The sequence below is a fragment of the Streptomyces sp. NPDC047081 genome (assembly GCF_040643775.1).
Taxonomy (GTDB): domain Bacteria; phylum Actinomycetota; class Actinomycetes; order Streptomycetales; family Streptomycetaceae; genus Streptomyces.
Genome location: NZ_JBEYUY010000014.1, coordinates 220,036 through 240,769, shown reverse-complemented (window position 1 = coordinate 240,769; position 20,734 = coordinate 220,036). Strand labels below are relative to the sequence as shown.

Genomic DNA, 20,734 nt, shown 5'->3' with positions numbered 1-20,734 from the left:
TGAATCCATGCGTGAACTGGCGAGGACGGCACGGCAGTGGGCGGCCCAGGGGCGTACGGCGGTGCTCGCGCGGCCCGTCACCGAGCGGGGCTTCGGGGCCCGGCGGCCCGGGGACGCGCTGCTGATCGACGCCGACGGGAAGTGTCACGGCACGCTCTACCGCGGCGCCTTCGACCGGCAGCTGGCCGCCGAGGGCGCCGGGCTCGCCGCCGGGCACACCGCCCGGGTGTGCGCCGTCGCCGTGCACGACCAGGGCGTACGGGACGCGGGGCTGACCTGCGGGGGACAGGCCGAGATCCTGCTGCAGCCGCTGCCCGCCGTGCCCGCCCGCTGGTGGGAGCTGCTCGCCGCCGGGGCCGACGCCGCGCTGATCACCTGGCTCGACGAGCGGCGCACGCATGCCGTCAGTACCGTCGTGACGCCCGGCGGGAGCACCGACGGGCCGGACGTGCCGCCGCAGGCCGCCGCCCAGGCCCGGGAACTGCTCGGCCGCCGGCGCGCCGGGCGCGAGGTGCACGCCACCGACGCCGGACTCGTCCTCATCGAGACCTGCCCCGCGATCCCGCACCTCGTCATCGTCGGCGGCGGTGAGCTCGCCGAACTCCTCGTCGCCCAGGCCGGGTTGCTCCGCTGGCAGGCCACGGTCACCGCGACCGCCGAGGACGCCGGCAAGCTGCTCGCCGAGCGCCCGGCCGCCGCCTGTCTGGTCATGCTGAGCCATGAACCCGACGTCGACGTGCCGGCCCTCCACGCCGCGCTGAGCTCCGGGATCCCGTACGTCGGAGCGCTCGGCTCCCGGCACACGCAGGAACGCCGGGCCGCCGGGCTCGCCGAGGCGGGCCTCGGCGAGGAGCACGTCGGGAGGATTCACGGGCCGATCGGCCTGGACATCGGGGCCCGTACGCCCGAGGAGACCGCGATGGCGATCTGCGCGGAGGTCCTCACGGCGCTCGTGCGCTAGGCGCAGATGCGATGTGATCGCGCCTTGTTTCTTCGCAGAAGCCCGACCAGTCTGCCATTTTGTGGTGCAGCTGCGTTTGCTGGATGTCGCCGCCCGGGTACCGTCTCCCGGGAGGTGGTAGCCCGTGAGTCGGAGCCAGACCCTGACGCAGCCCGTCGCCGAGCTCGCCCTGACGGGTGATCTCGCCCGCCCGGCCCGGCTGACCGTGCCCGATCTGCTCGGCTGGCCGCAGCACCGGGTGACGGTCGCCTTCGAGTGCCGCACCAGCGGCACCCAGCACCACCGCTTCACCGGGCCGCGCCTGTACGACGTGCTGTCGGCCGCGGGCCCCGGCTTCGACCCCGCCCGCCGCAAGGACCGGCTGCGCTTCCTGATCGCCGTCAGCGGCACCGACGGCCACCACGCGCTGCTCTCCTGGGCCGAGATCGACCCCGACTTCGCCGACGCGCCGGTCCTGCTCGCGACCGCCATCGACGACACCCCGCTGGACCGCGCCGGTGCCCAGCTGGTGCTGCCGCAGGACCGCTGCGGGGCCCGATACATCAGCGGGATCCGGGCGATCCGGGTGGACGGACGGTATTCGTGTCCCTGAGGGCCGGCCGAACCCGGTCCCGGGTCCCCCGGAGGCCGCATGCTGCTGCGTCAGCTCGAATATCTCGTCTCCCTCGCCCGCGAGCGCCACTTCGCCCGTGCCGCGGCCGCCTGCTACGTCTCCCAGCCGTCCCTGTCCGCGGCGATCCGTCGGCTGGAACACGAACTGGACGTGCCGATCGTGCGGCGGGGGAGGCGGTACGAGGGGCTGACCCCCGAGGGTGAGGTCGTGCTGGCGTGGGCGCATCGCATCCTCGCCGAACGGGACGCCCTGCAACAGGAGTTGTCGGCCCTGCGCGGCGGCCTCACCGGCACGCTGCGGCTGGGCGTCGTACCGACCGCTCTGCCCGTCGCCTCCCTCCTCACCACCCCGTTCTGCGAACACCACCCGCGCGCCGGCGTCGCCATGGAGTCCCTGTCGTCCGCCGAAATCACCCACGGACTCACGGAGTTCGAGCTCGACGCGGCGATGACCTACCTCGACGACGACACCCTCCGTCATGTGCGCCGCCTCCCCCTCTACGAGGAGCGGTACGTCCTGCTCACCCCCGTCGACGGCCCCCTCGGCGGCGCCGCCCGCGCCCGCTGGTCCCAGGCCGCCGCCCTCCCGCTCTGCCTGCTCAACTCCCGTATGCGCAACCGCCGCATCATCGACGAGTGCTTCGCCGCCGACGGCGCCACCGCCGCGCCCGCGATCGAGTCGGACAGTGTCGCCGGGCTCTACGCCCACCTCCCCGGCGGCCGCTGGTCCAGCGTGATCTCGCACGCCTGGCTGCACATGTTCGGCGTGCCGGACCGGATGCGGGTCGTACCGCTGGAAGGCCCGGCACACGGGCCGCGGGTCGGTCTCGTCGTCGCCAACAGTGAACCCCAATCCGTCCTGGCCGATGCGCTGTTGAAGGTCGCGAGGCAGGCCGGGGTCCGGGACGCGCTGGACGAACTGCTGCGGACGTATCTCAAGCAGAGCTGATAGCCGCCGTCTATCCCGGCATAACAAGGAACGCTTTGACCAGGTCATTCGGCGGCGAGGATCGTGAACGGCACCTTCCCGCAACGCCAGTTGAGGAGCCGCGACATGGCCAAGGTGCTCTGCGTCCTGTACGACGACCCCACCGACGGATACCCGACCACGTACGCCCGCGACGACCTCCCCGCGATCGACCACTACCCCGGCGGCCGGACCACCCCGACCCCCGAGGCGGTCGACTTCACCCCGGGGCACCTCCTCGGCAGTGTCTCCGGCGAACTCGGCCTGCGCACCTTCCTGGAGAAGGCCGGCCACACCCTCGTCGTCACCTCCGACAAGGATGGCGAAGGGTCCGTCTTCGAGCGGGAGTTGGCCGACGCGGACGTCGTCATCTCGCAGCCGTTCTGGCCCGCGTACCTGACACCCGAGCGGATCGCCGCCGCGCGGAACCTCAAGCTCGCCGTCACCGCCGGCATCGGCTCCGACCACGTCGACCTGGACGCGGCCGTCGCGCACGGAGTGACGGTCGCCGAGGTGACGTACAGCAACAGCATCAGCGTCGCCGAGCACGTCGTGATGATGACGCTGTCCCTCGTGCGCAACTACCTGCCCTCGCACCAGGTCGTCCTCGACGGCGGCTGGAACATCGCGGACTGCGTGGCCCGTTCGTACGACCTCGAAGGCATGCACGTCGGCACGGTCGCCGCGGGCCGGATCGGGCTGGCGGTGCTGCGCCGCCTCGCGCCCTTCGACGTCAAGCTGCACTACACCGACCGGCACCGGCTGCCCGAGGAGACCGAGCGCGAACTGGGGCTCACCTTCCACGCCACCGCCGCCGACATGGTGCCCCATTGCGACGTCGTGACGATCAACGCGCCGCTGCACCCCGAGACGGAGGGCCTGTTCGGCGACGAGCTCATCGGCACGATGAAGCGCGGCGCCTATCTCATCAACACCGCGCGGGCCCGGATCGCCGACCGGGACGCCGTCGAACGCGCCCTGGGGAGCGGGCAGTTGGCCGGGTACGCCGGTGACGTCTGGTTCCCGCAGCCGGCCCCCGCCGACCACCCCTGGCGGACCATGCCGCACCACGGCATGACCCCGCACATCTCCGGCTCCTCCCTCTCCGCGCAGGCCCGCTACGCGGCCGGCACCCGCGAGATCCTGGAGTCCTGGCTCGCGGGCCGCCCGATCCGCGACGAGTACCTGATCGTCGACGGCGGCCACCTGGCCGGCACCGGCGCCCACTCGTACTCCGTCAACAAGTGACCCCCTGCGTCCTCACCTGGCCTGGGTGATCCGCCAGAGCCTGCGCGGCAGTTCGCCCTCCTCGAAGGCGTGCACGCCGTGCATGTGCCAGCCCTTGGCGAGGGAGTGGATCAGGTCCGCGTCGAAGAAGTGGACGGCGAAACCGCCGTGTTCGTAGATGTCGTCGCCGTGGGAGACGCCCGCGCCGAAGTGGGCGTCCCCGGTGTGGCGGACGGTGTAGACGAGCAGGCCGCCGGGGCACAGCACGCGGCGGATCTCGTCCACCGCCGCCCGGATCTCCTCCGTCGACAGCGCCATGCACAGCAGCATGTGCGCGAACACGGCGTCCACCGAGGCGTCGGGCAGCGGCAGCGGTTCGCGGACGTCGTGGACCGTCGTCGTCACCCGGTCGCCGAGGCCCGACTCCTTCGCCGCGGCGGCGAGTTGGTCGAGGGCGGTGGCGCTGAAGTCGGTCGCGTGGACGGTGAAGCCCTCGCGGGCGAGGAACAGCGCGTCCCGGCCGTGCCCGGCACCGAGTTCGAGGACCGTGCGCGCCCCCGCCGCGCGGAAGGCACCGGCGGCGTACCGGGCGGGCTCGGAGGGCTCGGTGCCGTACATGCCCGGGTGCTCGGTGTAGGTCGACTGCCAGTGGGCGCGCTGGGCGTCGGCGACGGAGCGCTCGTCATCCGGTCGTTCCTGATCACGCATGATCGCCTCGTCGGTTCGTGTGTCGGGTGGTGCGGGGGAGGGGTCGGCGAAGTCGTCGGCCCCTCCCGGAGGGGTCAGCTCTTGCCGAGGAGCTTGTTCATCTCGGTGATCTCGGCGGTCTGCGCGGTGACGATGTCGTCGGCCATGGAGGTGGCCGGGCCGTAGGAGCCCTTGCTCTTCTCCGCCTGGGCCATCTCCACCGCACCCTTGTGGTGCTCGATCATCATGGTCAGGAACATGGTGTCGAACTCGGCGCCGGACGCCTTCTCCAGCGCCGTCATGTCCTTGGTGTCCATCATTCCGGTCATCCCGGAGTCCGCCGAGTGGTCCATGCCGGGCATCGCCGAGGGCATGTCCTCGCCCCAGGTCTTCAGCCAGCCGGACATCGTCCGGATCTCCGGGTCCTGCGCCTTCTCGATGCGCGCGGCGAGGTCCTTGACCTGGGCGGACTTGGCCCGGCCGGAAGCGAGCTTGGCCATCTCCAGGGCCTGCTGGTGGTGCGGGATCATGCCCTGCGCGAAGGACACGTCCTGGCCGTTGTGGTCGCCGGTGCTCGACGCGGCCGCCGAGGAACCGTGCCCCTCGTGCGCGCTGCCGCCGCCGCTGTCGTTGCCGCAGGCGGCGAGAGCGAGGGCGGCCGTGACGGCGGTGACCACCAGGGCGGTACGGCGGATCAGGGACGTACGGGAACTGCGCATGCTGGAACTCCTGCTGTGCGAAAGGGATCTGGGCGTGCCGGGGCACACCGCGTCGCCGCCGGAGCGGGACGGGGTGTGCGAAGTGCCTCTAGATCCGCAGGAGTTGGAGTTCGGCGAGGTCCGGTGGCGCACGGGCGCCGTCCGGGGCCGCACCCGCGTACGGGCACAGCGTGTCCTCCGGTACGTCGACCGCGACCGGGTCGGGGACCAGCGCGGGCAGCGACGGCCCGCCGCTCACGGCGGCCGACGTACAGGTCTGGTCGGCGTGGTGGAGGTGGCCGCCGCCGCAGCCGTCGCCGCCGCAGGCGTCGTGCGCGGCGGCCGTCACGGTCAGGTGCCGGGGCGCGGAGTGCTCCGTCATGCCCCCGCCGGGAGCCAGGCCGTGCATGCCCAGCAGCCCGACCAGCAGCCCGATCACGAGCAGCGCACGCCACCGCACGGAGGGCGGTGGCGCGGCGGTTTGCTGTGCGCGGGCTGTCACGGCGCTCATGCTACGCACACGGCGACGACCACTTCCGCCCGACGGCCACTTCTGTCACTCCCGCCCCGCCGCCCACTCGATCCGCGGCGGCACCACCCGCGCGCACAGCGGATGGCCGCGCCCGTCCGTCAGGCCGAGCCGCCCGACCAGCACGCCCTCGCACACGGCCGCGTCGAGCACCTCCGCCGGCACGGCGTCGAGCATCAGCTTGGCTCGGCGGAACATGGTGAACGCACCGGAGCCGTCGACCGTACCCCACGACAGATACACGAACCGGCTCCCCGGACGCCCCTGCACAAAGGGCCCCTTGACGTCCGTACCGGTCGGAGAAGGGACGGCCGTGCACTCCAGCGTCCAGCTGACCGAACCGGCGTCGCCGGGCTGCGGACCGAGGAGCTCGGCCGGCCGGTCACGGCGCTGCACGGCCACATGGATGTTCGTGTACGACGCCTCGCTGCCGTCGGGCCCGCAACTGCGGCCGGGCAGGTCGAACCCCTCGACCCGGATGCGCAGACCGGCCGCCATACCGTCACCGCCCAGCCTCGTCGTGCTGTGGATCTCCAGTGTCCACCTGTGTGCTTCGGTATCCGCACGGCGGCCCCGCCCCGCCGCATGGCAGGATCGGGCGCCATGACGGCATCCGCTCCGGTACGAGGGCTGCGCGCGGCGGTGTTCGCCGCGCTGTGCGTGCTGCTCGCCGCCGGCGGACACGCCCTCGCGACCGGGATGGCCCCGCCCGTGTGGGTACAGGCCGCCGGCTGCGTACCGGTGTTCGGCGCCGCGTACCTGCTCGGCGGCCGGGAGCGCTCGCTCGCCGCGATCGGCGCCGGGACGCTCACCGCCCAGGGCGCGCTGCACGTCGTCTTCGGCGCCGCCCGGCCGCACGGCATGGCCTCCATGCACGCGATGGCCGCGATGAATGGCATGAGCTCCACGCCTGCCATGCGGATGGCCGGCCACGCCCATGCCCACGCCCTGTCCCCGCACGCCACGCTCGCCCATGTGGCCGCCGCGGTCCTGCTGACCTGGTGGCTGCGGCGCGGCGAGGCCGCCCTGTGGTCGCTGCTGCGCCGGACCGCCGCACTGGTGCCGGGCCTCGCCGCCTGGTGGCAGGTGAGCCGCGGGGCGCCGGTCGCTCCGGCCGCCCTGGACGTCGTACGACTGAACGCGACTGCTCCCCGGCCGCTGCGCCGCCTCCTGTTGCGGCATGCCGTGCAGCGGCGGGGGCCGCCGCTCGTGACTCCGTACCCGATCTGACCCCAACACACCTTTTCCGTACGGAGATTCACTCAGCCATGTCCTCAGCACGTATTGCCCTGCGCCGCGCCGGAACCGTCAGCGCCCTGGCCGCCGCCGGAGTCCTCGCCGCGGCCGGCATCGCCTCCGCGCACGTCACCGTCCACCCCGAGAGCTACGCCAAGGGCGCCACCGACGGCGTCCTCACCTTCCGTGTCCCCAACGAGGAGGACACCGCCTCCACCACCAAGGTGCAGGTCTTCCTGCCCACCGACCACCCCGTCCTCGGCGTCCTCGTCACCCCGCAGGACGGCTGGACCGCCAAGGTGACGAACACCAAGCTCAAGACGCCCGTGAAGACGGACGACGGCACCATCACCGACGCGGTCTCCGAGATCACCTGGACCGGCGGCAAGATCGGCGCGGGCCAGTACCAGGACTTCAACGTGGCCTTCGGGCAGCTGCCCGACGACACCGACCAGCTGACGTTCAAGACGCTGCAGACGTACTCCGACGGCAAGACCGTCCGCTGGATCGAGGAGGCGGCGTCGGGCGACGAGGAGCCGGAGAACCCGGCGCCGGTCCTCAAGCTCACCGCGAAGGGCGCCGACGAGGACGCGGCGGCCCCGACGGCCTCCGCGAAGACCACGGCGGCCGCCTCTGCCTCCGACGGCAGCGACTCCACCGCTCGCGCGCTCGGCATCGCCGGACTCGTCGTCGGCGTCCTGGGGCTCGCGGCGGCCGGGTTCGCCATCGCACGCGGCCGTAACAGCGGGACGCGGGCCGAGTAGCGAGCGCGTTTCCAAGTCCTCGTGTCCTGGATCACAGGCTGTGAGTTGAGTGTGGTGCCTGTGCGTTCTCCGTACTCCCGGCCGACTGCGTGGATCCGGATGCGAGGATGAGGCGCCATGACGGCAGGGTGGTGTTCTCGCACGGTACGGGCCGCGGTCTTCGCGGCCGTCTGTGTGCTGCTCGCCGCCCTGGGGCACGTCATGATGTCCGGCAGCCATGTGCCCGCCTGGGCACTGGTCGCCGGCGCGGCCGCGACCGGTGCCGCGGGCTGGTGCCTGGCGGGCCGGGAACGCGGCCGCGCGCTGATCGTGACGGTCGTCCTCGCCGCCCAGACGGCCCTCCACTCGGCGTTCGCGCTCGCGCAGCCGACGAGCGCGGACGCCGACGGGCACGGCATGGGCTCGATGGGCTCCGAGTCCTCCATGCCCTCCATGTCCTCCATGTCTTCCAAGGACATGAGCGACATGGATTCCATGGGGTCGATGCCCATGGGCGGTTCCGTGCACCTCGGTTCCGCGGCTGACGGCACCTCGTCCCTGGGCATGCTCGCCGCGCATCTGCTGGCCGCGCTGCTGTGCGGGCTGTGGCTGGCGTACGGCGAGCGGGCCGCGTTCCGCATCCTCAGGGCGGTCGCCGGATGGCTGGCGGCGCCGCTGCGGCTGCTGCTCGCGCTGCCGGTCCCACCGCACCGCCCGCGCCCGCGTCCGCGCCGCCGCGCCTCGGACCGCGCGCCGCGCCTGCTCCTCCTCGTCCACGCGATCACCACTCGGGGCCCACCCGTGGGAACCGCTGTCGCCTGACGACAGCCGGCCCGTACCCACTCAACGCACCCGAGAAGGACACCTGGTGATCACCCCTGCCCTGAATCCACCACGCCCAAAAACCAACGCAGAGAGCAGCCCGCCTCGCCCCGCCGCCGAAGGCCGCGCGCCTCGGCCCGGCCGCAAGAGCCGTACCGCGCCGCACCCCCTCGACGAGTCGATAACCGCCTGGGCGCTCGCCGCTCGTGCTGGTGACCCCGGTGCCGTCGACCTCTTCGTGCGGGCCCTGCACCGCGACGTCCAGCGTTACGTCGCCCATCTGTGCGCCGATCCGCAGGCCGTGGACGATCTCGCGCAGGACACGTTCCTGCGGGCGCTCGGCAGCCTGCACCGGTTCGAGGGGCGTTCCTCGGCCCGCTCCTGGCTGCTGTCCATCGCCCGCCGTGCGGTGGTCGACGGCTACCGGCACGCCTCCGCCCGCCCGCGGCTGTCGGACCAGCCGGACTGGCAGACGGCCGTCGAACACGCCCAGCCGCGCCATCTGCCGGGCTTCGACGACGGCATCGCCCTGCTGGACCTGCTCGGCGCCCTGCCGGACGAACGCCGCGAGGCCTTCGTCCTCACCCAACTCCTCGGCCTGCCCTACGCGGAGGCCGCCGCCCTCAGCGGCTGCCCCGAGGGCACGGTCCGCTCCCGCGTCTCCCGGGCCCGCGAGACACTCGCCACCCAGGTCCGGCTGACCTAACCTCGGTCCCCCGACTCCTCGCCCTCCCCGGCGAGTTCCGGCAGCAGCCCGCACATCGCCTCGTGCTGGTCCGGGCCCATGACGTGGGACAGGGCCCGGGTCACCGTCGAGGCGAGGGTGCCGGACGCCTCCTCCAGGAGGCGCCGGGCCTTGTCGGTGAGGGCGACCTCGATGCCGCGCTTGTCCCCGCAGACCGACTTGCGGGTGACGAGCCCGGCGTGCTGGAGACACGCGATCTGGTACGTCAGCCGGGTCTTGGGCCGGCCGAGGAGCTCCGCGATCCGCGTCATCCGTACGCCCTGCTTCGGCTGCTCGGCGAGCAGGCACAGGATCAGGAACTCGTCGTGCGAGACGTCCAGCCGCTCCTTCACGACGGCCCGCAGCTCCTGCTCGACCGCTCCCATGGCCGCCAGCATCACCATCCACGCCCGCAGCTCCTTGGGCAGCAGCCCGCCACCCTGCGCGGACGGACATTCGGGCAGGTCGGTGCGGAGCTCCTCGGGGTCGGCCATGCCTTCGAGTCTACCTGTTGTCCAATTTTGTACGAGGTGGTTGTCCAGATTTGGATAATGGGCTAGCGTGACGGTCATCCAAATTTGAAGCACCTGTTCGCAGGGCCCCCCGCTCACTGGAGAAGATCATGACCGTCGCCGTCGAAACCGGTGTCTGGCAGCTCGACGCCGCTGCCTCCACCGTCGCCCTGCGCCACAAGACGATGTGGGGCCTGGTCACCGTCAAGGGCACCTTCGGTGTCGTCGCCGGACACGGCGAGGTGCGCCCCGACGGGACCGCCACCGGCACCCTGACCCTGGACGCCGCCTCCCTGGACACCAAGAACGCCAAGCGCGACGAGCACCTGCGCGGCCCCGACTTCTTCGACGCCGCGAACCACCCGGAGATCACCTTCGCCGTGCGCTCCGCCGAACTGCGCGGCGACACCGTGCAGGTGAGCGGTCAGCTGACCGTCCACGGCATCAGCCGCCCGCAGTCCCTCAGCGCCCGCCTGACCGGCGCGGACGCGGACGCGCTCACCCTGGACACCGAGTTCACCGTGGACCGCGCAGAGTTCGGCCTGGCCTGGAACCAGATGGGCATGATCCGCGGCCTCACCACGGTCGCCGCCACCCTCCGCTTCGTACGCTCGGCGGCCTGACGCGCCCTCAGCCGGCCGGCTCCGCCCGCACGCCGGTGTCCGGCGTGATGTGCACATAAGCGCTGGACAGCGTCTGCGGCGCCGCCGTGAAGGCCCGCAGCCGCAGCCGGGTGCTCGGCTTGGTCGGCAGGGCGATCCTCCCGTGGGCCGGCCTGATCTCGATCCGCACGGTGCTGTGCGCGGGGATCGTGGCCGGGCCCCGGACCAGCGACCAGTACTTGCTGGAGCCCTGGTTCGAGGTGAGCATGAAGTGCGGGGTCAGGGCCGTACCGTCGACGTTGGTGACCTCCAGGGTCAGCCGCGAGACGACGTACGCGGAGACCCGTCGTAGCGCCGTCACCCGCATCCTGAGCGGCGGCGAACCGGTCGCCGCCACCGCCGCGCTCACCAGCGCCGGCGTCACCAGCAGCGCCGACGCCACGACCAGTGCGGTACGGCGGTGCGGGCCGGCCAGCGGACGCGGGCGCGGCTGCCAGGCGCCGGCGAACTCCGCCGCGGGAGCGGTGATCGCGGCCGCCAGCCACAGCGGCGTCATCATCAGGTAGTAGCCGTCCTGGGACCGGGTCGCCAGATAGAAGGCGCACCACGGCAGGACGGTCGCCGCGGGACCCAGCCGCCGCACGAACAGCACCAGCAGCGCGAGCAGGCCCGCGGCCAGCAGCAGGCTCGCGTGCGAGTACCAGTCGAGCCGGTCGCTGCCGTTGGTGAAGTACAGCGAGATGTCGCCGAGGCCCTGCCCGTGCAGCGTCGCGCCCTGCGTCAGCGGCAGCGCGATGCCGGTGACCCAGGTGCCCGGCTCGCTCACGATGAAGTACGTGTTGATCAGCAGCCACACGGTCGCGGCGACGCCGACGATCCGCGCCACCACCAGCGCCGCCGCCCGCCCGCCGAGTTCGCCCCGGCGTACCGCGTAGATCCCGGCCAGCAGGAACGGCGCCAGGAACCACGGCAGTTGCTGCGCCGCGCAGGCCGCCCCCAGACACGCGGCGCGCGCCAGCCCGGCCACGCCGAGCCGGCCGCCCCGCCCGATCCGCGGCCAGCGCACCACCACCGGGATCAGCAGGGCCAGCGCGGTGATCGCGGGGTAGCCGAGGCGGCCGTACGTGGGCAGGAAGCCGAAGCCGAGGCAGACCATGGTCGCCGCCGAGCGCCACTGCACGGGCAGCATCCGCCACAGCAGCAGCGTGCCGACGACCAGCGCGCCCGTGCTCACCGCCGTCGCCGGGGCGCCGCCGTGGCCCAGCCACAGCAGCGGCGCGGTCAGCAGCGGGGCGAGCGGGGGATAGCCGTACGTGAGGTCGTAGCCGCCGGTGACCGTCGGGGTGAGGGCGACGCCCTTGGTGAACAGCCAGGGCCAGGGGTGTCCGTAGACGGCGTGGCCCGCGACCAGCTCCCGGGCGGCCTGGGTGGTCAGCAGCGCCTCGTCGGAGCCGCCGTGGTTCATGACCCAGGTGCACAGCGCGAGCGTCACGGCGGTGACCAGGACGACGAGGTCGAGCCGCGCGAGGGACCTGGCCCGGCGGACGACCAGCGCGAGCACGCCGGACACCAGGATCGAGGCGTAGCAGAGCGAGATCACGCCGGCCACGACGAGGCGGTGGCTGGCGGCCTGCGTCCACACCGAGCGGGTGCCGATGAAGAGGCTGATGTCGGCCAGCAGCGTGAGCACGCGGTGCCACTGAGCGGGGGGTTCCGGAGCGGCGGACACCGCCGACTGTGTCCGCCGGGCGGGTGTCACCAGCGGGGTTTCTGCCAAGTGCACGTCAGGGACGCTAATCGGGTCCGGTGAGGCGGGTGCCGACGGAGGTGAAGAGTCCGGTGTGAGCCCGGTAAGACCTGGAATGTGCGGCTCGAAGTGCTCCCCGTGGCGGTGGCTGACCGTGTCGCTGTTGGGCCGAACGGGTGACTTGGCGTAAGAATTGACCGGTGCAGGTATTGATGGCGAGTCAGGTCGGGGGGAGCCGGTGAACAGCTACGACGTCACCGATGAACAGTGGGAGGGGCTCGCCCAGGTCGTGCCGCTGCGGGGCCGGGACGCCTGGCCGTCCGCGGTGGACCATCGCGCACATCCCGACGCGGAGACGGAGACCCGGCGCCGCTTCGTCGTCCTGCGGGTCAATGTGTTCGCCGACGCCCGCGAGGTCGCCGAGACCCTGATGGCCGGCATACCCGTGCTGCTCGACCTCAGCGGCGCGGAGACCGAGGTCGCCAAGCGGGTCCTCGACTTCAGCACGGGCGTCGTCTTCGGCCTGGCGAGCGGCATGCACCGCGTCGACCGCAACGTCTTCCTGCTCACCCCGGCCGACACGGAGGTCACGGACGCCCTGGAGACCACGGGCGTCTCCGGCGGCTGACCCGCGCCCCCGTCCCCCGATCGTAGGAAGCGGAACCTGCCGGAACGGTTCACCTCCCCACCCGGGCTTACGGTCCGGACATGGTCGCGTCATTCAAGTCCCGGGAACCGGAGACGCACGGGTCGTCGGACCGGAGTCCGAGTGCCTCGTGCGAGCCGGGCGCCGATGTGCCGCCCGGGCCCACCATCACCCACATGCCGCCTCCGTCCGATCCCCGTGTGCCCTTCGCAAGGGCGGACGCGGAGTCCGTTCGCGACCGCACCCACCCCAGCCGCCCCCACATCACCGAGTTACGGCTCTCCGCCTTCGCCGGGCACCGGGGTGCCGGGTTCGCGCTCGGGCCCGTGACGCTGTTCGCCGGGCGCAGTGGGAGTGGGAAGACGACCGCCCTGCGGGCCTATGAGGCGCTGGCCCGGCTTGGTGGAGGGGCCGCCGTGGGGGAGGTGTTCCTCGATCCCGGTGCCTGTGTGCCTGATCGGGCCCGGCCCGACGGGCAGCGGCGTCGCGGGTTTCGGATCGGGTGTACGACCGACGGGCCCGAGGGACCGGTCCGGCTCGATGTCGCCGTGCAGGCCGAGCCCGAACTCCGTATCGTCGGCGAGCGGTTGACGTCGGGTGGGCTGGTGCTCCTCGAGACCGCGCTGCGCGACCCCTCCCGCCGAACCGTCCAGGCCGCCTGGCACACCGCGGGCTCCGCGGCCGTCACCCGCGCCCCGCTCCCCGACGACCGCCTCGGCACCGCCCTGCTCCCCCTGCGCGTGGCCGGCAAGACCGACGGACAGCGCCAGGTGCTCGCCGCCGCCGAACAGACCGTCGTCGCCCTGCGCTCCGTCTTCGCCTGCGACCCGCGCCCCGGCTGGATGCGCACCCCTGTGCCCACGGCCTCCGGCCGACTCCTCCCCGGCTGCGACAACCTCGCCGACGTCCTGTGGCGCACCCGCGCCGAATGCGGCCGCCGGCACGCCCAGTTGGTCGCCGCGGTCCGCGCCGGCTGCTTCGGCCCGGTGACCGACGTACGCGCCGAACCGCTCGGCGACGGCACCGTCCAGGGGCTGCTCGACCGGGGCGAGGGTCTGCGGACGGCCTTCGGGCGGCTGGGCGACGGCGAGTTGCGTTACGTCGCCCTCGCCCTGGTCCTGCTGACCGGCCCCGGCGTGCTGGACGTGGACGCGGCCGGCGAGGTCCCCGAGGCGATGCAGACGCTCACCGTCCTCGCCGACGCCTTCGACCGCTCGCTCGACCCGGACCAGCGCCGCGGGCTGCTGCGGCTGGCCGCGCGGATGGGCGCCCGCGGCCACATCCGCTTCGTCGGCGCGGTGAGCGACGCCTCCTGGGCCGCCGGGGCCGACGGGATCACAGTGGTACACCTGGACCCGTGACCGATCCCCAGCACCAGCCCCTCGACGTGCCGAAACTGCAGCGCAGGCTGGCCGACTTCGCCGCCGCCCGCAACTGGCAGCCGTACCACACCCCGAAGAACCTGGTCGCCGCGCTCAGCGTGGAGGCCTCCGAACTGGTCGAGATCTTCCAGTGGCTGACGCCCGAGGAGTCGGCCCGCGTGATGGACGACCCCGGCACGGCCCACCGCGTGACCGACGAAGTGGCCGACGTGCTCGCCTACTTGCTCCAGCTGTGCGAGGTGCTGGACATCGACCCGCTCGCCGCGCTGGACGCGAAGATCGACCGGAACGAGCGGCGGTTCCCCGCGCCGTAAGGAGCCGCGAGGAGCCCGCAAGGAGCCTGCGAGGAGTCCCACGATCCGTTTTCACTCTCCGGAGTTGAAATCCCGTCTGAAATCGATTCGTTGTCCACAGATTTCCGTCTTCCTCTGGCTTTTCGTCCCGCAGGCACTCACTCTGGGTAGTGGACAACGGAGCTTGTCGGGCGGACGCGTGGGCAGCGCGTCGGGAAGACGGGGGCAGCGCATGGACGCGGTGCGGCTCATCGTGACGAGCAGGCGTGCCCTCGCGGGTGGCGGCGGGGCGCGGGAGATCATGACGGAGGTGTGGCAGGCGCAGGCCCTGGCCCAGGCGATAGGCAGCCGCCTCGCGGTCGCCGGACCGCCCGAACTGCGGGGCGAGGCACTGGGGTTGACGGAGCTGGCGGGCCGCGGCTGCGGTGTCCTGGACACCCCGCGCCTCGCCCCGGAGGACCTGCGCGCGGCCCAGCTCACCGACCTGGGCGACGCCCGCCAGGCCCTCCTCGGCCTCGGCGGCCTGCTCGGCGAGGTCGGCATAGCCCTGGTGGGCCTCGCCTGCGCGGCGGACGACGAGGGCACGTACTGGCAGTGCATGGAGGCCATCGACGCGGCGGACGAGTCCAGAGACCGCGTCCGCGACATGCTCCGCAAACTGGCGGACCGGGAGGAGGTCCTGCCGGAACGGGAAGCGGGCTAGGCAGGTCGGGCCGCGGTCCGGCAGCCCTGAAGGGGAGCGGGCGGTATCGACATGCCGCTTCCGCCGCGCGAGCGCGACCAGCCACGACGGCGCCGCAGCCGAATGCCGGCCCGTCGCCGTCCCTGCAGCGGAGCGTTTACGCCTCGCTCTCCTCCGCCGTGCGGCCCGCCGACTGGAGGTCCGCGTCCAGGGCGGAGAGGTCCGCGTTCAGGGCCGCCATCAGCTCCTCCATCTGCTGCAGCAAACCCTTCGGCTGGCCGCCCCCGCCCTGCTGCGGCACGGTGGATTCTTCGGTCATGACGGCCTCCTCGGCCCCCGGCCCCGACGACTGTGAGGCCGCTCTGGGTGACGCCCCGGCGACGAAACGGCCGGTGACGGGCGCCGGGCGGTCCGGCTCCGCCCGAGCCAACGATCACCGGAGACCTCGGTCACTCAGGCGAAGCGCCCCCCACACCCGCGTTGACGCAATTTCACCCGACCGGGGACGGGAGTGCCCGGGGGGACCGGTGGGGTTGACCGGCACCGGGCCGTGCAGGATGGACGCATGGATCTTCGCATCTTCACCGAGCCCCAGCAGGGGGCCTCCTACGACACCTTGCTCGCCGTGGCGAAGGCCACCGAAGACCTCGGCTTCGACGCCTTCTTCCGCTCCGACCACTATCTCCGCATGGGCTCCGGCGACGGCCTCCCCGGCCCCACCGACGCCTGGATCACCCTCGCCGGCCTGGCCCGCGAGACCAAGCGCATCCGCCTCGGCACCCTCATGACCGCCGGCACCTTCCGCCTCCCCGGAGTCCTCGCCATCCAGGTCGCCCAGGTCGACGCCATGTCCGGCGGCCGGGTCGAACTCGGCCTCGGCGCGGGCTGGTTCGAGGAGGAGCACACCGCGTACGGCATCCCCTTCCCGAAGGAGAAGTTCGCCCGCCTGGAGGAGCAGCTGGCGATCGTCACCGGCCTGTGGGAGACCAAGACCGGCGACACCTTCGACTTCCACGGCACGTACTACGACCTCACCGACTCACCCGCGCTGCCCAAGCCGGCCCAGGCCAGGATCCCCGTCCTCATCGGCGGCCACGGCGCGACCCGCACCCCGCGGCTCGCCGCCCGCTACGCCGACGAGTTCAACATCCCCTTCGCCTCGATCGAGGACAGCGAGCGCCAGTTCGCCCGCGTCCGCGCCGCCGCCGAGGAGGCCGACCGCGGCGCCGACAGCCTCACCTACTCCAACGCCCTCGTCGTCTGCGTCGGCAAGGACGACCAGGAGGTCGCCCGCCGCGCCGCCGCGATCGGCCGCGAGCCCGCCGAGCTCAGGGCCAACGGCCTGGCCGGCACCCCGGCCGAGGTCGTCGACAAGATCGGCCGCTACGCCGGGATCGGCTCCCAGCGCCTCTACCTCCAGGTCCTGGACCTCGCCGACCTGGACCACCTGGAGCTGATCTCCACGCAGGTCCAGTCGCAGCTGTCGTAACCCGGCGGGCGGGGTGGTCGTCAGGGGCGGCGGGCGAAAATCCCCGAGTGATTTCGGGACGCCCGCTGTAGGTTGAACGGACGCGCCCAAACGGCGCTCCCTGCGAATCATCGCAGCTCAGCATGCGTTTCGAGGTTGGCCCACCGTGTTCCTGACGATCACCACCACCGGCACCCCCGAACGCCCCGCGACCGACCTCGGCTACCTGCTGCACAAGCACCCCGACAAGGCGCAGGCGTTCTCCACCTCCTACGGCAAGGCGCACGTCCTCTACCCCGAGGCGGACGACCGGCGCTGCACGGCGGCCCTGCTGCTGGAGGTGGACGCGGTGGCGCTGGTCCGGCGGGGCAAGGGCAAGGGCCGCGGCGGAGCGCCCGACGCGGCCCTCGCCCAGTACGTCAACGACCGCCCGTACGCGGCCTCCTCGCTGCTCGCCGTGGCGCTCAGCGGCGTGTTCTCCAGTGCGATGCGAGGCGTGTGCAACGCCCGCCCGGAGCGCGCCGCCGAGCCGCTGCCGCTGCGCATCGAGGTCCCCTCACTGCCCGCACGCGGCGGCCCCGACCTCGTACGACGGCTCTTCGAACCGCTCGGCTGGGCGGTCACCGTGGAGCCGGTGCCGCTGGACACCGAGTTCCCGGCGTGGGGCGACTCGCGCTATGTGCGGCTCGTCCTGGAGGCCGAGCGGCTCACCCTCGCCGAGGCCCTGCGCCATCTGTACGTCCTGCTCCCGGTCCTCGACGACGCCAAGCACTACTGGGTGGCCTCGGACGAGGTGGACAAGCTGCTGCGCGCCGGCGAGGGCTGGCTGCCCGGGCACCCCGAGCAGAAGCTGATCGCCGGCCGCTACCTCTCCCGCCGCTGGTCGCTGACCCGGCAGGCGATGGAGGCCCTGGAACTGGTGCGGCTCGCCGAGGCCGACGACAGCGAGGTCGAGGACATCGACAACGCCGTCGAGGCGGAGACCGAGACGGAGGAGAAGCCGACCCCGCTCGCCGTGCAGCGCCGGGACGCGATCCTCGCCGCGCTCCAGGCGTCCGGCGCCGCCCGCGTCCTCGATCTGGGCTGCGGACAGGGCCAGTTGGTGCAGGCACTGCTCAAGGACGTGCGCTACACCGAGATCGTCGGCGTCGACGTCTCGATGCGCGCCCTCACCATCGCCTCCCGGCGCCTGAAGCTGGACCGCATGGGCGAGCGCCAGGCCTCCCGCGTCAAGCTCTTCCAGAGCTCGCTCGCGTACACCGACAACCGCCTCAAGGGGTACGACGCGGCAGTGCTCAGCGAGGTCATCGAGCACCTCGACCTGCCCCGGCTGCCCGCCCTGGAGTACGCGGTGTTCGGCGCCGCCCGCCCGAGGACGGTCGTCGTGACGACCCCGAACGTCGAGTACAACGTCCGCTGGGAGTCCCTCCCGGCCGGCCATGTCCGGCACGGCGACCACCGCTTCGAGTGGACCCGCGAGGAGTTCCGGGACTGGGCCGGCAAGGTGGCCGAACGGCACGGCTACGACGTGGAGTTCGTGCCGGTGGGACCCGACGACCCGGAGGTGGGTCCGCCCACCCAGATGGCTATTTTTGAGATGAGCACAGCCGTGATCAGGACCGAGAAGGAGGCGAAGGCGGCATGACCGAGACACAGAAGCAGGAACGGGTCCTCCCCGTCACCGACCTCTCCCTCGTCGTCCTCGTCGGTGCCTCCGGCTCGGGCAAGTCCACCTTTGCCCGGCGCCATTTCAAGCCGACCGAGGTGATCTCCTCCGACTTCTGCCGCGGCCTGGTCTCGGACGACGAGAACGACCAGAGCGCGACCAAGGACGCCTTCGACGTCCTGCACTACATCGCGGGCAAGCGCCTGGCCGCGGGCCGCCGCACGGTCGTCGACGCGACCAGCGTGCAGCCGGAGGCCCGGCGCCAGCTGATCGACCTGGCCAAGCAGTACGACGTGCTGCCCATCGCCATCGTCCTGGACGTGCCGGAGGAGGTGTGCGCCGAGCGCAACGCGACTCGCGTCGACCGGGCCGACATGCCGCGCCGGGTCATCCAGCGCCACACCCGCGAACTCCGGCGCTCCCTGCGCCACTTGGAACGCGAGGGCTTCCGCAAGGTGCACGTGCTGCGCGGTGTCGAGGACGTGGAGAGCGCCACGGTCGTCACCGAGAGGCGCTTCAACGACCTGACCCACCTCACCGGCCCCTTCGACATCGTCGGCGACATCCACGGCTGCGCCTCCGAACTGGAGTCGCTGCTCGGCAAGTTGGGATACGTGGACGGTGTGCACGCCGAAGGCCGTACGGCCGTCTTCGTCGGCGACCTGGTCGACCGCGGCCCGGACAGCCCCGGCGTGCTGCGCCGCGTGATGTCGATGGTCAAGTCGGGCAACGCGCTGTGCGTGCCGGGCAACCACGAGAACAAGTACGGCCGTTACCTCAAGGGCCGCAAGGTCCAGCACACCCACGGGCTCGCCGAGACCATCGAGCAGATGGACGGCGAGAGCGAGGAGTTCGCCCAGGAGGTACGGGAGTTCATCGACGGGCTCGTCAGCCACTACGTCCTCGACGGCGGCCGGCTGGTGGTCTGCCACGCCGGGCTGCCCGAGAAGTACCACGGCCGCACGTCGGGCCGGGTCCGCTCGCACGCGCTGTACGGCGACACCACCGGCGAGACCGACGAGTTCGGGCTGCCGGTGCGCTACCCGTGGGCGGAGGACTACCGCGGCCGGGCGGCGGTCGTCTACGGCCACACCCCTGTCCCCGAAGCCACCTGGCTCAACAACACCATCTGCCTGGACACCGGTGCCGTCTTCGGCGGCAAGCTCACCGCGCTGCGCTGGCCGGAGCGGGAGCTGGTCGACGTACCGGCCGAACGGGTCTGGTACGAGCCGGCGAAGCCACTGCGGTCGGAGGCACCCGGCGGGCACGACGGCCGGCCGCTCGACCTGAACGACGTGCACGGGCGACGGGTCGTCGAGACTCGGCACCAGGGCCGGGTCTCGGTCCGCGAGGAGAACGCGGCCGCGGCCCTGGAGGTCATGAGCCGCTTCGCGATCGACCCGCGCCTGCTGCCGTACCTCCCGCCGACCATGGCCCCGACGGCGACCTCGCAGGTCGAGGGCTACTTGGAGCACCCGACCGAGGCCTTCGCCCAGTACGCGGCGGACGGCGTCGGGCGGGTCGTGTGCGAGGAGAAGCACATGGGCTCGCGGGCGGTGGCACTCGTGTGCCGGGACGCGGAGACGGCACGGAAGCGGTTCGGGGTGGACGGTCCTACGGGGTCGCTGTACACCCGTACTGGACGACCGTTCTTCGACGACGAGTCGGTCACCGAGGAGATCCTCGGACGCGTCCGCACAGCGGTCGACGAGGCCGGTCTCTGGGCCGAACTCGACACGGACTGGCTGCTGTTGGACGCCGAACTGATGCCGTGGTCGCTGAAGGCGTCCGGCCTGCTGCGCTCGCAGTACGCGGCCGTCGGCGCCGCGTCCGGCGCGGTGTTCCCGGGTGCGCTCGCCGCGCTGGAGGGCGCCGCGGCGCGGGGCGTCGAGGTGGCCGACCTGCTGACCCGCCAGCGTGAACGCGCCTCGAACGCGACCGCGTTCACGGAGGCGTACCGCCGCTACTGCTGGACCACGGACGGACTGGAGGGCGTACGACTCGCCCCCTTCCAGATCCTCGCGGTCCAGGGCCGCAGCCTCGCCGCGCTCCCGCACGACGAGCAACTCGCCCTGCTGGACCGGCTGGTGGAGCACGACGGCAGCGGCCTGCTGCAGACCACCCGACGGCTGTACGTCGACACCGGTGACCCGGAGTCGGTGCGGGCGGGCGTCGACTGGTGGCTGGAGATGACCGGCCGAGGCGGCGAGGGCATGGTCGTCAAGCCGCTCGGCGCGCTCGTGCGCAGCACCGAGGGGCGGCTCGTGCAGCCCGGTATCAAGTGCCGGGGCCGCGAGTACCTGCGGATCATCTACGGTCCCGAGTACACGCGCCCCGACAACCTCACCCGCCTGCGCAACCGCTTCCTCAACCACAAGCGGTCTCTCGCGGTCCGCGAGTACGCCCTCGGCCTGGAGGCCCTGGACCGCCTCGCGGAGGGCGAGCCGCTGTGGCGGGTGCACGAGGCGGTGTTCGGGGTGCTGGCGCTGGAGTCGGAGCCGGTGGACCCGCGGTTGTGAGCCAGGGCAAG

General features: G+C 72.4%; 23 protein-coding genes. 16 read left to right on the top strand and 7 right to left on the bottom strand.

What is annotated here, in order from left to right:
• The first annotated feature begins 7 nt into the window (after positions 1-7).
• From ABZ848_RS26740 to ABZ848_RS26725, 4 genes are all read left to right on the top strand, one after another.
• Entirely contained in the window at positions 8-961 is a 954-nt protein-coding gene (locus ABZ848_RS26740) for an XdhC family protein (RefSeq protein ID WP_360835871.1), read from the top strand.
• A 124-nt stretch (positions 962-1,085) separates the two neighbouring features.
• Positions 1,086-1,553, top strand: coding sequence for a molybdopterin-dependent oxidoreductase (locus ABZ848_RS26735; protein ID WP_360835870.1), 468 nt, complete (start codon positions 1,086-1,088; stop codon positions 1,551-1,553).
• Between the two features lie 39 nt (positions 1,554-1,592).
• Positions 1,593-2,522, top strand: coding sequence for a LysR family transcriptional regulator (locus tag ABZ848_RS26730; RefSeq protein ID WP_360835869.1), 930 nt, complete (start codon positions 1,593-1,595; stop codon positions 2,520-2,522).
• Positions 2,523-2,627: 105 nt separating this feature from the next.
• Positions 2,628-3,788, top strand: a complete 1,161-nt coding sequence (locus ABZ848_RS26725) for an NAD-dependent formate dehydrogenase (RefSeq protein WP_360835868.1) — start codon at positions 2,628-2,630, stop codon at positions 3,786-3,788.
• Positions 3,789-3,800: 12 nt separating this feature from the next.
• On the opposite strand, the gene ABZ848_RS26720 is transcribed toward ABZ848_RS26725, so the two are convergent.
• The 4 genes from ABZ848_RS26720 to ABZ848_RS26705 form a co-directional block, all read right to left on the bottom strand.
• Entirely contained in the window at positions 3,801-4,475 is a 675-nt protein-coding gene (locus tag ABZ848_RS26720; protein WP_360835867.1) for a class I SAM-dependent methyltransferase, read from the bottom strand.
• Between the two features lie 74 nt (positions 4,476-4,549).
• Positions 4,550-5,173, bottom strand: coding sequence for a DUF305 domain-containing protein (locus ABZ848_RS26715; protein WP_360835866.1), 624 nt, complete (start codon positions 5,171-5,173; stop codon positions 4,550-4,552).
• A gap of 88 nt (positions 5,174-5,261) precedes the next feature.
• Positions 5,262-5,654, bottom strand: coding sequence for a DUF6153 family protein (locus ABZ848_RS26710; RefSeq protein WP_360835865.1), 393 nt, complete (start codon positions 5,652-5,654; stop codon positions 5,262-5,264).
• A 54-nt stretch (positions 5,655-5,708) separates the two neighbouring features.
• Complete coding sequence (locus ABZ848_RS26705; RefSeq protein ID WP_360835864.1) at positions 5,709-6,179, bottom strand: DUF5990 family protein; 471 nt, start codon at positions 6,177-6,179, stop codon at positions 5,709-5,711.
• 105 nt (positions 6,180-6,284) lie between these two features.
• On the opposite strand from ABZ848_RS26705, the gene ABZ848_RS26700 reads away from it, so the two are divergent.
• The 4 genes from ABZ848_RS26700 (at position 6,285) to ABZ848_RS26685 (ending at position 9,188) form a co-directional block, all read left to right on the top strand.
• Positions 6,285-6,911, top strand: a complete 627-nt coding sequence (locus ABZ848_RS26700; protein WP_360835863.1) for a hypothetical protein — start codon at positions 6,285-6,287, stop codon at positions 6,909-6,911.
• A 38-nt stretch (positions 6,912-6,949) separates the two neighbouring features.
• A complete protein-coding gene (locus ABZ848_RS26695) occupies positions 6,950-7,681 on the top strand; it encodes a YcnI family protein (protein WP_360835862.1) in 732 nt (243 codons plus the stop codon).
• Between the two features lie 117 nt (positions 7,682-7,798).
• Positions 7,799-8,482 (top strand): hypothetical protein, encoded by a 684-nt coding sequence (locus ABZ848_RS26690; RefSeq protein WP_360835861.1) that lies wholly within the window; start codon positions 7,799-7,801, stop codon positions 8,480-8,482.
• Between the two features lie 46 nt (positions 8,483-8,528).
• Positions 8,529-9,188, top strand: a complete 660-nt coding sequence (locus tag ABZ848_RS26685; protein ID WP_360835860.1) for a sigma-70 family RNA polymerase sigma factor — start codon at positions 8,529-8,531, stop codon at positions 9,186-9,188.
• On the opposite strand, the gene ABZ848_RS26680 is transcribed toward ABZ848_RS26685, so the two are convergent.
• The gene (locus ABZ848_RS26680) at positions 9,185-9,700 is read right to left on the bottom strand and encodes a MarR family transcriptional regulator (RefSeq protein WP_360835859.1); all 516 of its coding nucleotides are present in this window, start codon (positions 9,698-9,700) and stop codon (positions 9,185-9,187) included. The genes ABZ848_RS26685 and ABZ848_RS26680 overlap by 4 nt on opposite strands.
• 128 nt (positions 9,701-9,828) lie before the next feature.
• On the opposite strand from ABZ848_RS26680, the gene ABZ848_RS26675 reads away from it, so the two are divergent.
• The gene (locus tag ABZ848_RS26675) at positions 9,829-10,341 is read left to right on the top strand and encodes a YceI family protein (RefSeq protein WP_360835858.1); all 513 of its coding nucleotides are present in this window, start codon (positions 9,829-9,831) and stop codon (positions 10,339-10,341) included.
• A 7-nt stretch (positions 10,342-10,348) separates the two neighbouring features.
• On the opposite strand, the gene ABZ848_RS26670 is transcribed toward ABZ848_RS26675, so the two are convergent.
• The gene (locus ABZ848_RS26670; RefSeq protein WP_360835893.1) at positions 10,349-12,049 is read right to left on the bottom strand and encodes a hypothetical protein; all 1,701 of its coding nucleotides are present in this window, start codon (positions 12,047-12,049) and stop codon (positions 10,349-10,351) included.
• A 256-nt stretch (positions 12,050-12,305) separates the two neighbouring features.
• Between ABZ848_RS26670 and ABZ848_RS26665 the strand changes: the two genes are divergently transcribed.
• From ABZ848_RS26665 to ABZ848_RS26650, 4 genes are all read left to right on the top strand, one after another.
• Positions 12,306-12,695 carry a cell division protein SepF gene (locus ABZ848_RS26665; RefSeq protein ID WP_360835857.1) on the top strand — a complete coding sequence of 130 codons (390 nt, stop codon included), beginning with the start codon at positions 12,306-12,308 and terminating at the stop codon, positions 12,693-12,695.
• Positions 12,696-12,889: 194 nt separating this feature from the next.
• Positions 12,890-14,074 carry an ATP-binding protein gene (locus ABZ848_RS26660; protein WP_360835856.1) on the top strand — a complete coding sequence of 395 codons (1,185 nt, stop codon included), beginning with the start codon at positions 12,890-12,892 and terminating at the stop codon, positions 14,072-14,074.
• Positions 14,071-14,409: a nucleotide pyrophosphohydrolase gene (locus tag ABZ848_RS26655; protein WP_360835855.1), complete on the top strand. Its 339-nt coding sequence runs from the start codon at positions 14,071-14,073 to the stop codon at positions 14,407-14,409. Before ABZ848_RS26660 ends, ABZ848_RS26655 begins: the two co-directional genes overlap by 4 nt.
• Before the next feature lie 211 nt (positions 14,410-14,620).
• Positions 14,621-15,091: a DUF6099 family protein gene (locus tag ABZ848_RS26650; protein ID WP_360835854.1), complete on the top strand. Its 471-nt coding sequence runs from the start codon at positions 14,621-14,623 to the stop codon at positions 15,089-15,091.
• A 136-nt stretch (positions 15,092-15,227) separates the two neighbouring features.
• Here ABZ848_RS26650 and ABZ848_RS26645 read toward each other — a convergent pair whose 3' ends face one another.
• Positions 15,228-15,389 carry a hypothetical protein gene (locus ABZ848_RS26645; protein WP_360835853.1) on the bottom strand — a complete coding sequence of 54 codons (162 nt, stop codon included), beginning with the start codon at positions 15,387-15,389 and terminating at the stop codon, positions 15,228-15,230.
• Positions 15,390-15,635: 246 nt separating this feature from the next.
• Between ABZ848_RS26645 and ABZ848_RS26640 the strand changes: the two genes are divergently transcribed.
• The 3 genes from ABZ848_RS26640 (at position 15,636) to ABZ848_RS26630 (ending at position 20,723) form a co-directional block, all read left to right on the top strand.
• On the top strand, positions 15,636-16,559 hold the full coding sequence (locus ABZ848_RS26640; RefSeq protein WP_360835852.1) for an LLM class F420-dependent oxidoreductase: 924 nt from the start codon (positions 15,636-15,638) through the stop codon (positions 16,557-16,559).
• A 145-nt stretch (positions 16,560-16,704) separates the two neighbouring features.
• Entirely contained in the window at positions 16,705-18,183 is a 1,479-nt protein-coding gene (locus tag ABZ848_RS26635) for a 3' terminal RNA ribose 2'-O-methyltransferase Hen1 (protein WP_360835851.1), read from the top strand.
• On the top strand, positions 18,180-20,723 hold the full coding sequence (locus ABZ848_RS26630; protein ID WP_360835850.1) for a polynucleotide kinase-phosphatase: 2,544 nt from the start codon (positions 18,180-18,182) through the stop codon (positions 20,721-20,723). Before ABZ848_RS26635 ends, ABZ848_RS26630 begins: the two co-directional genes overlap by 4 nt.
• Positions 20,724-20,734: the final 11 nt, after the last annotated feature.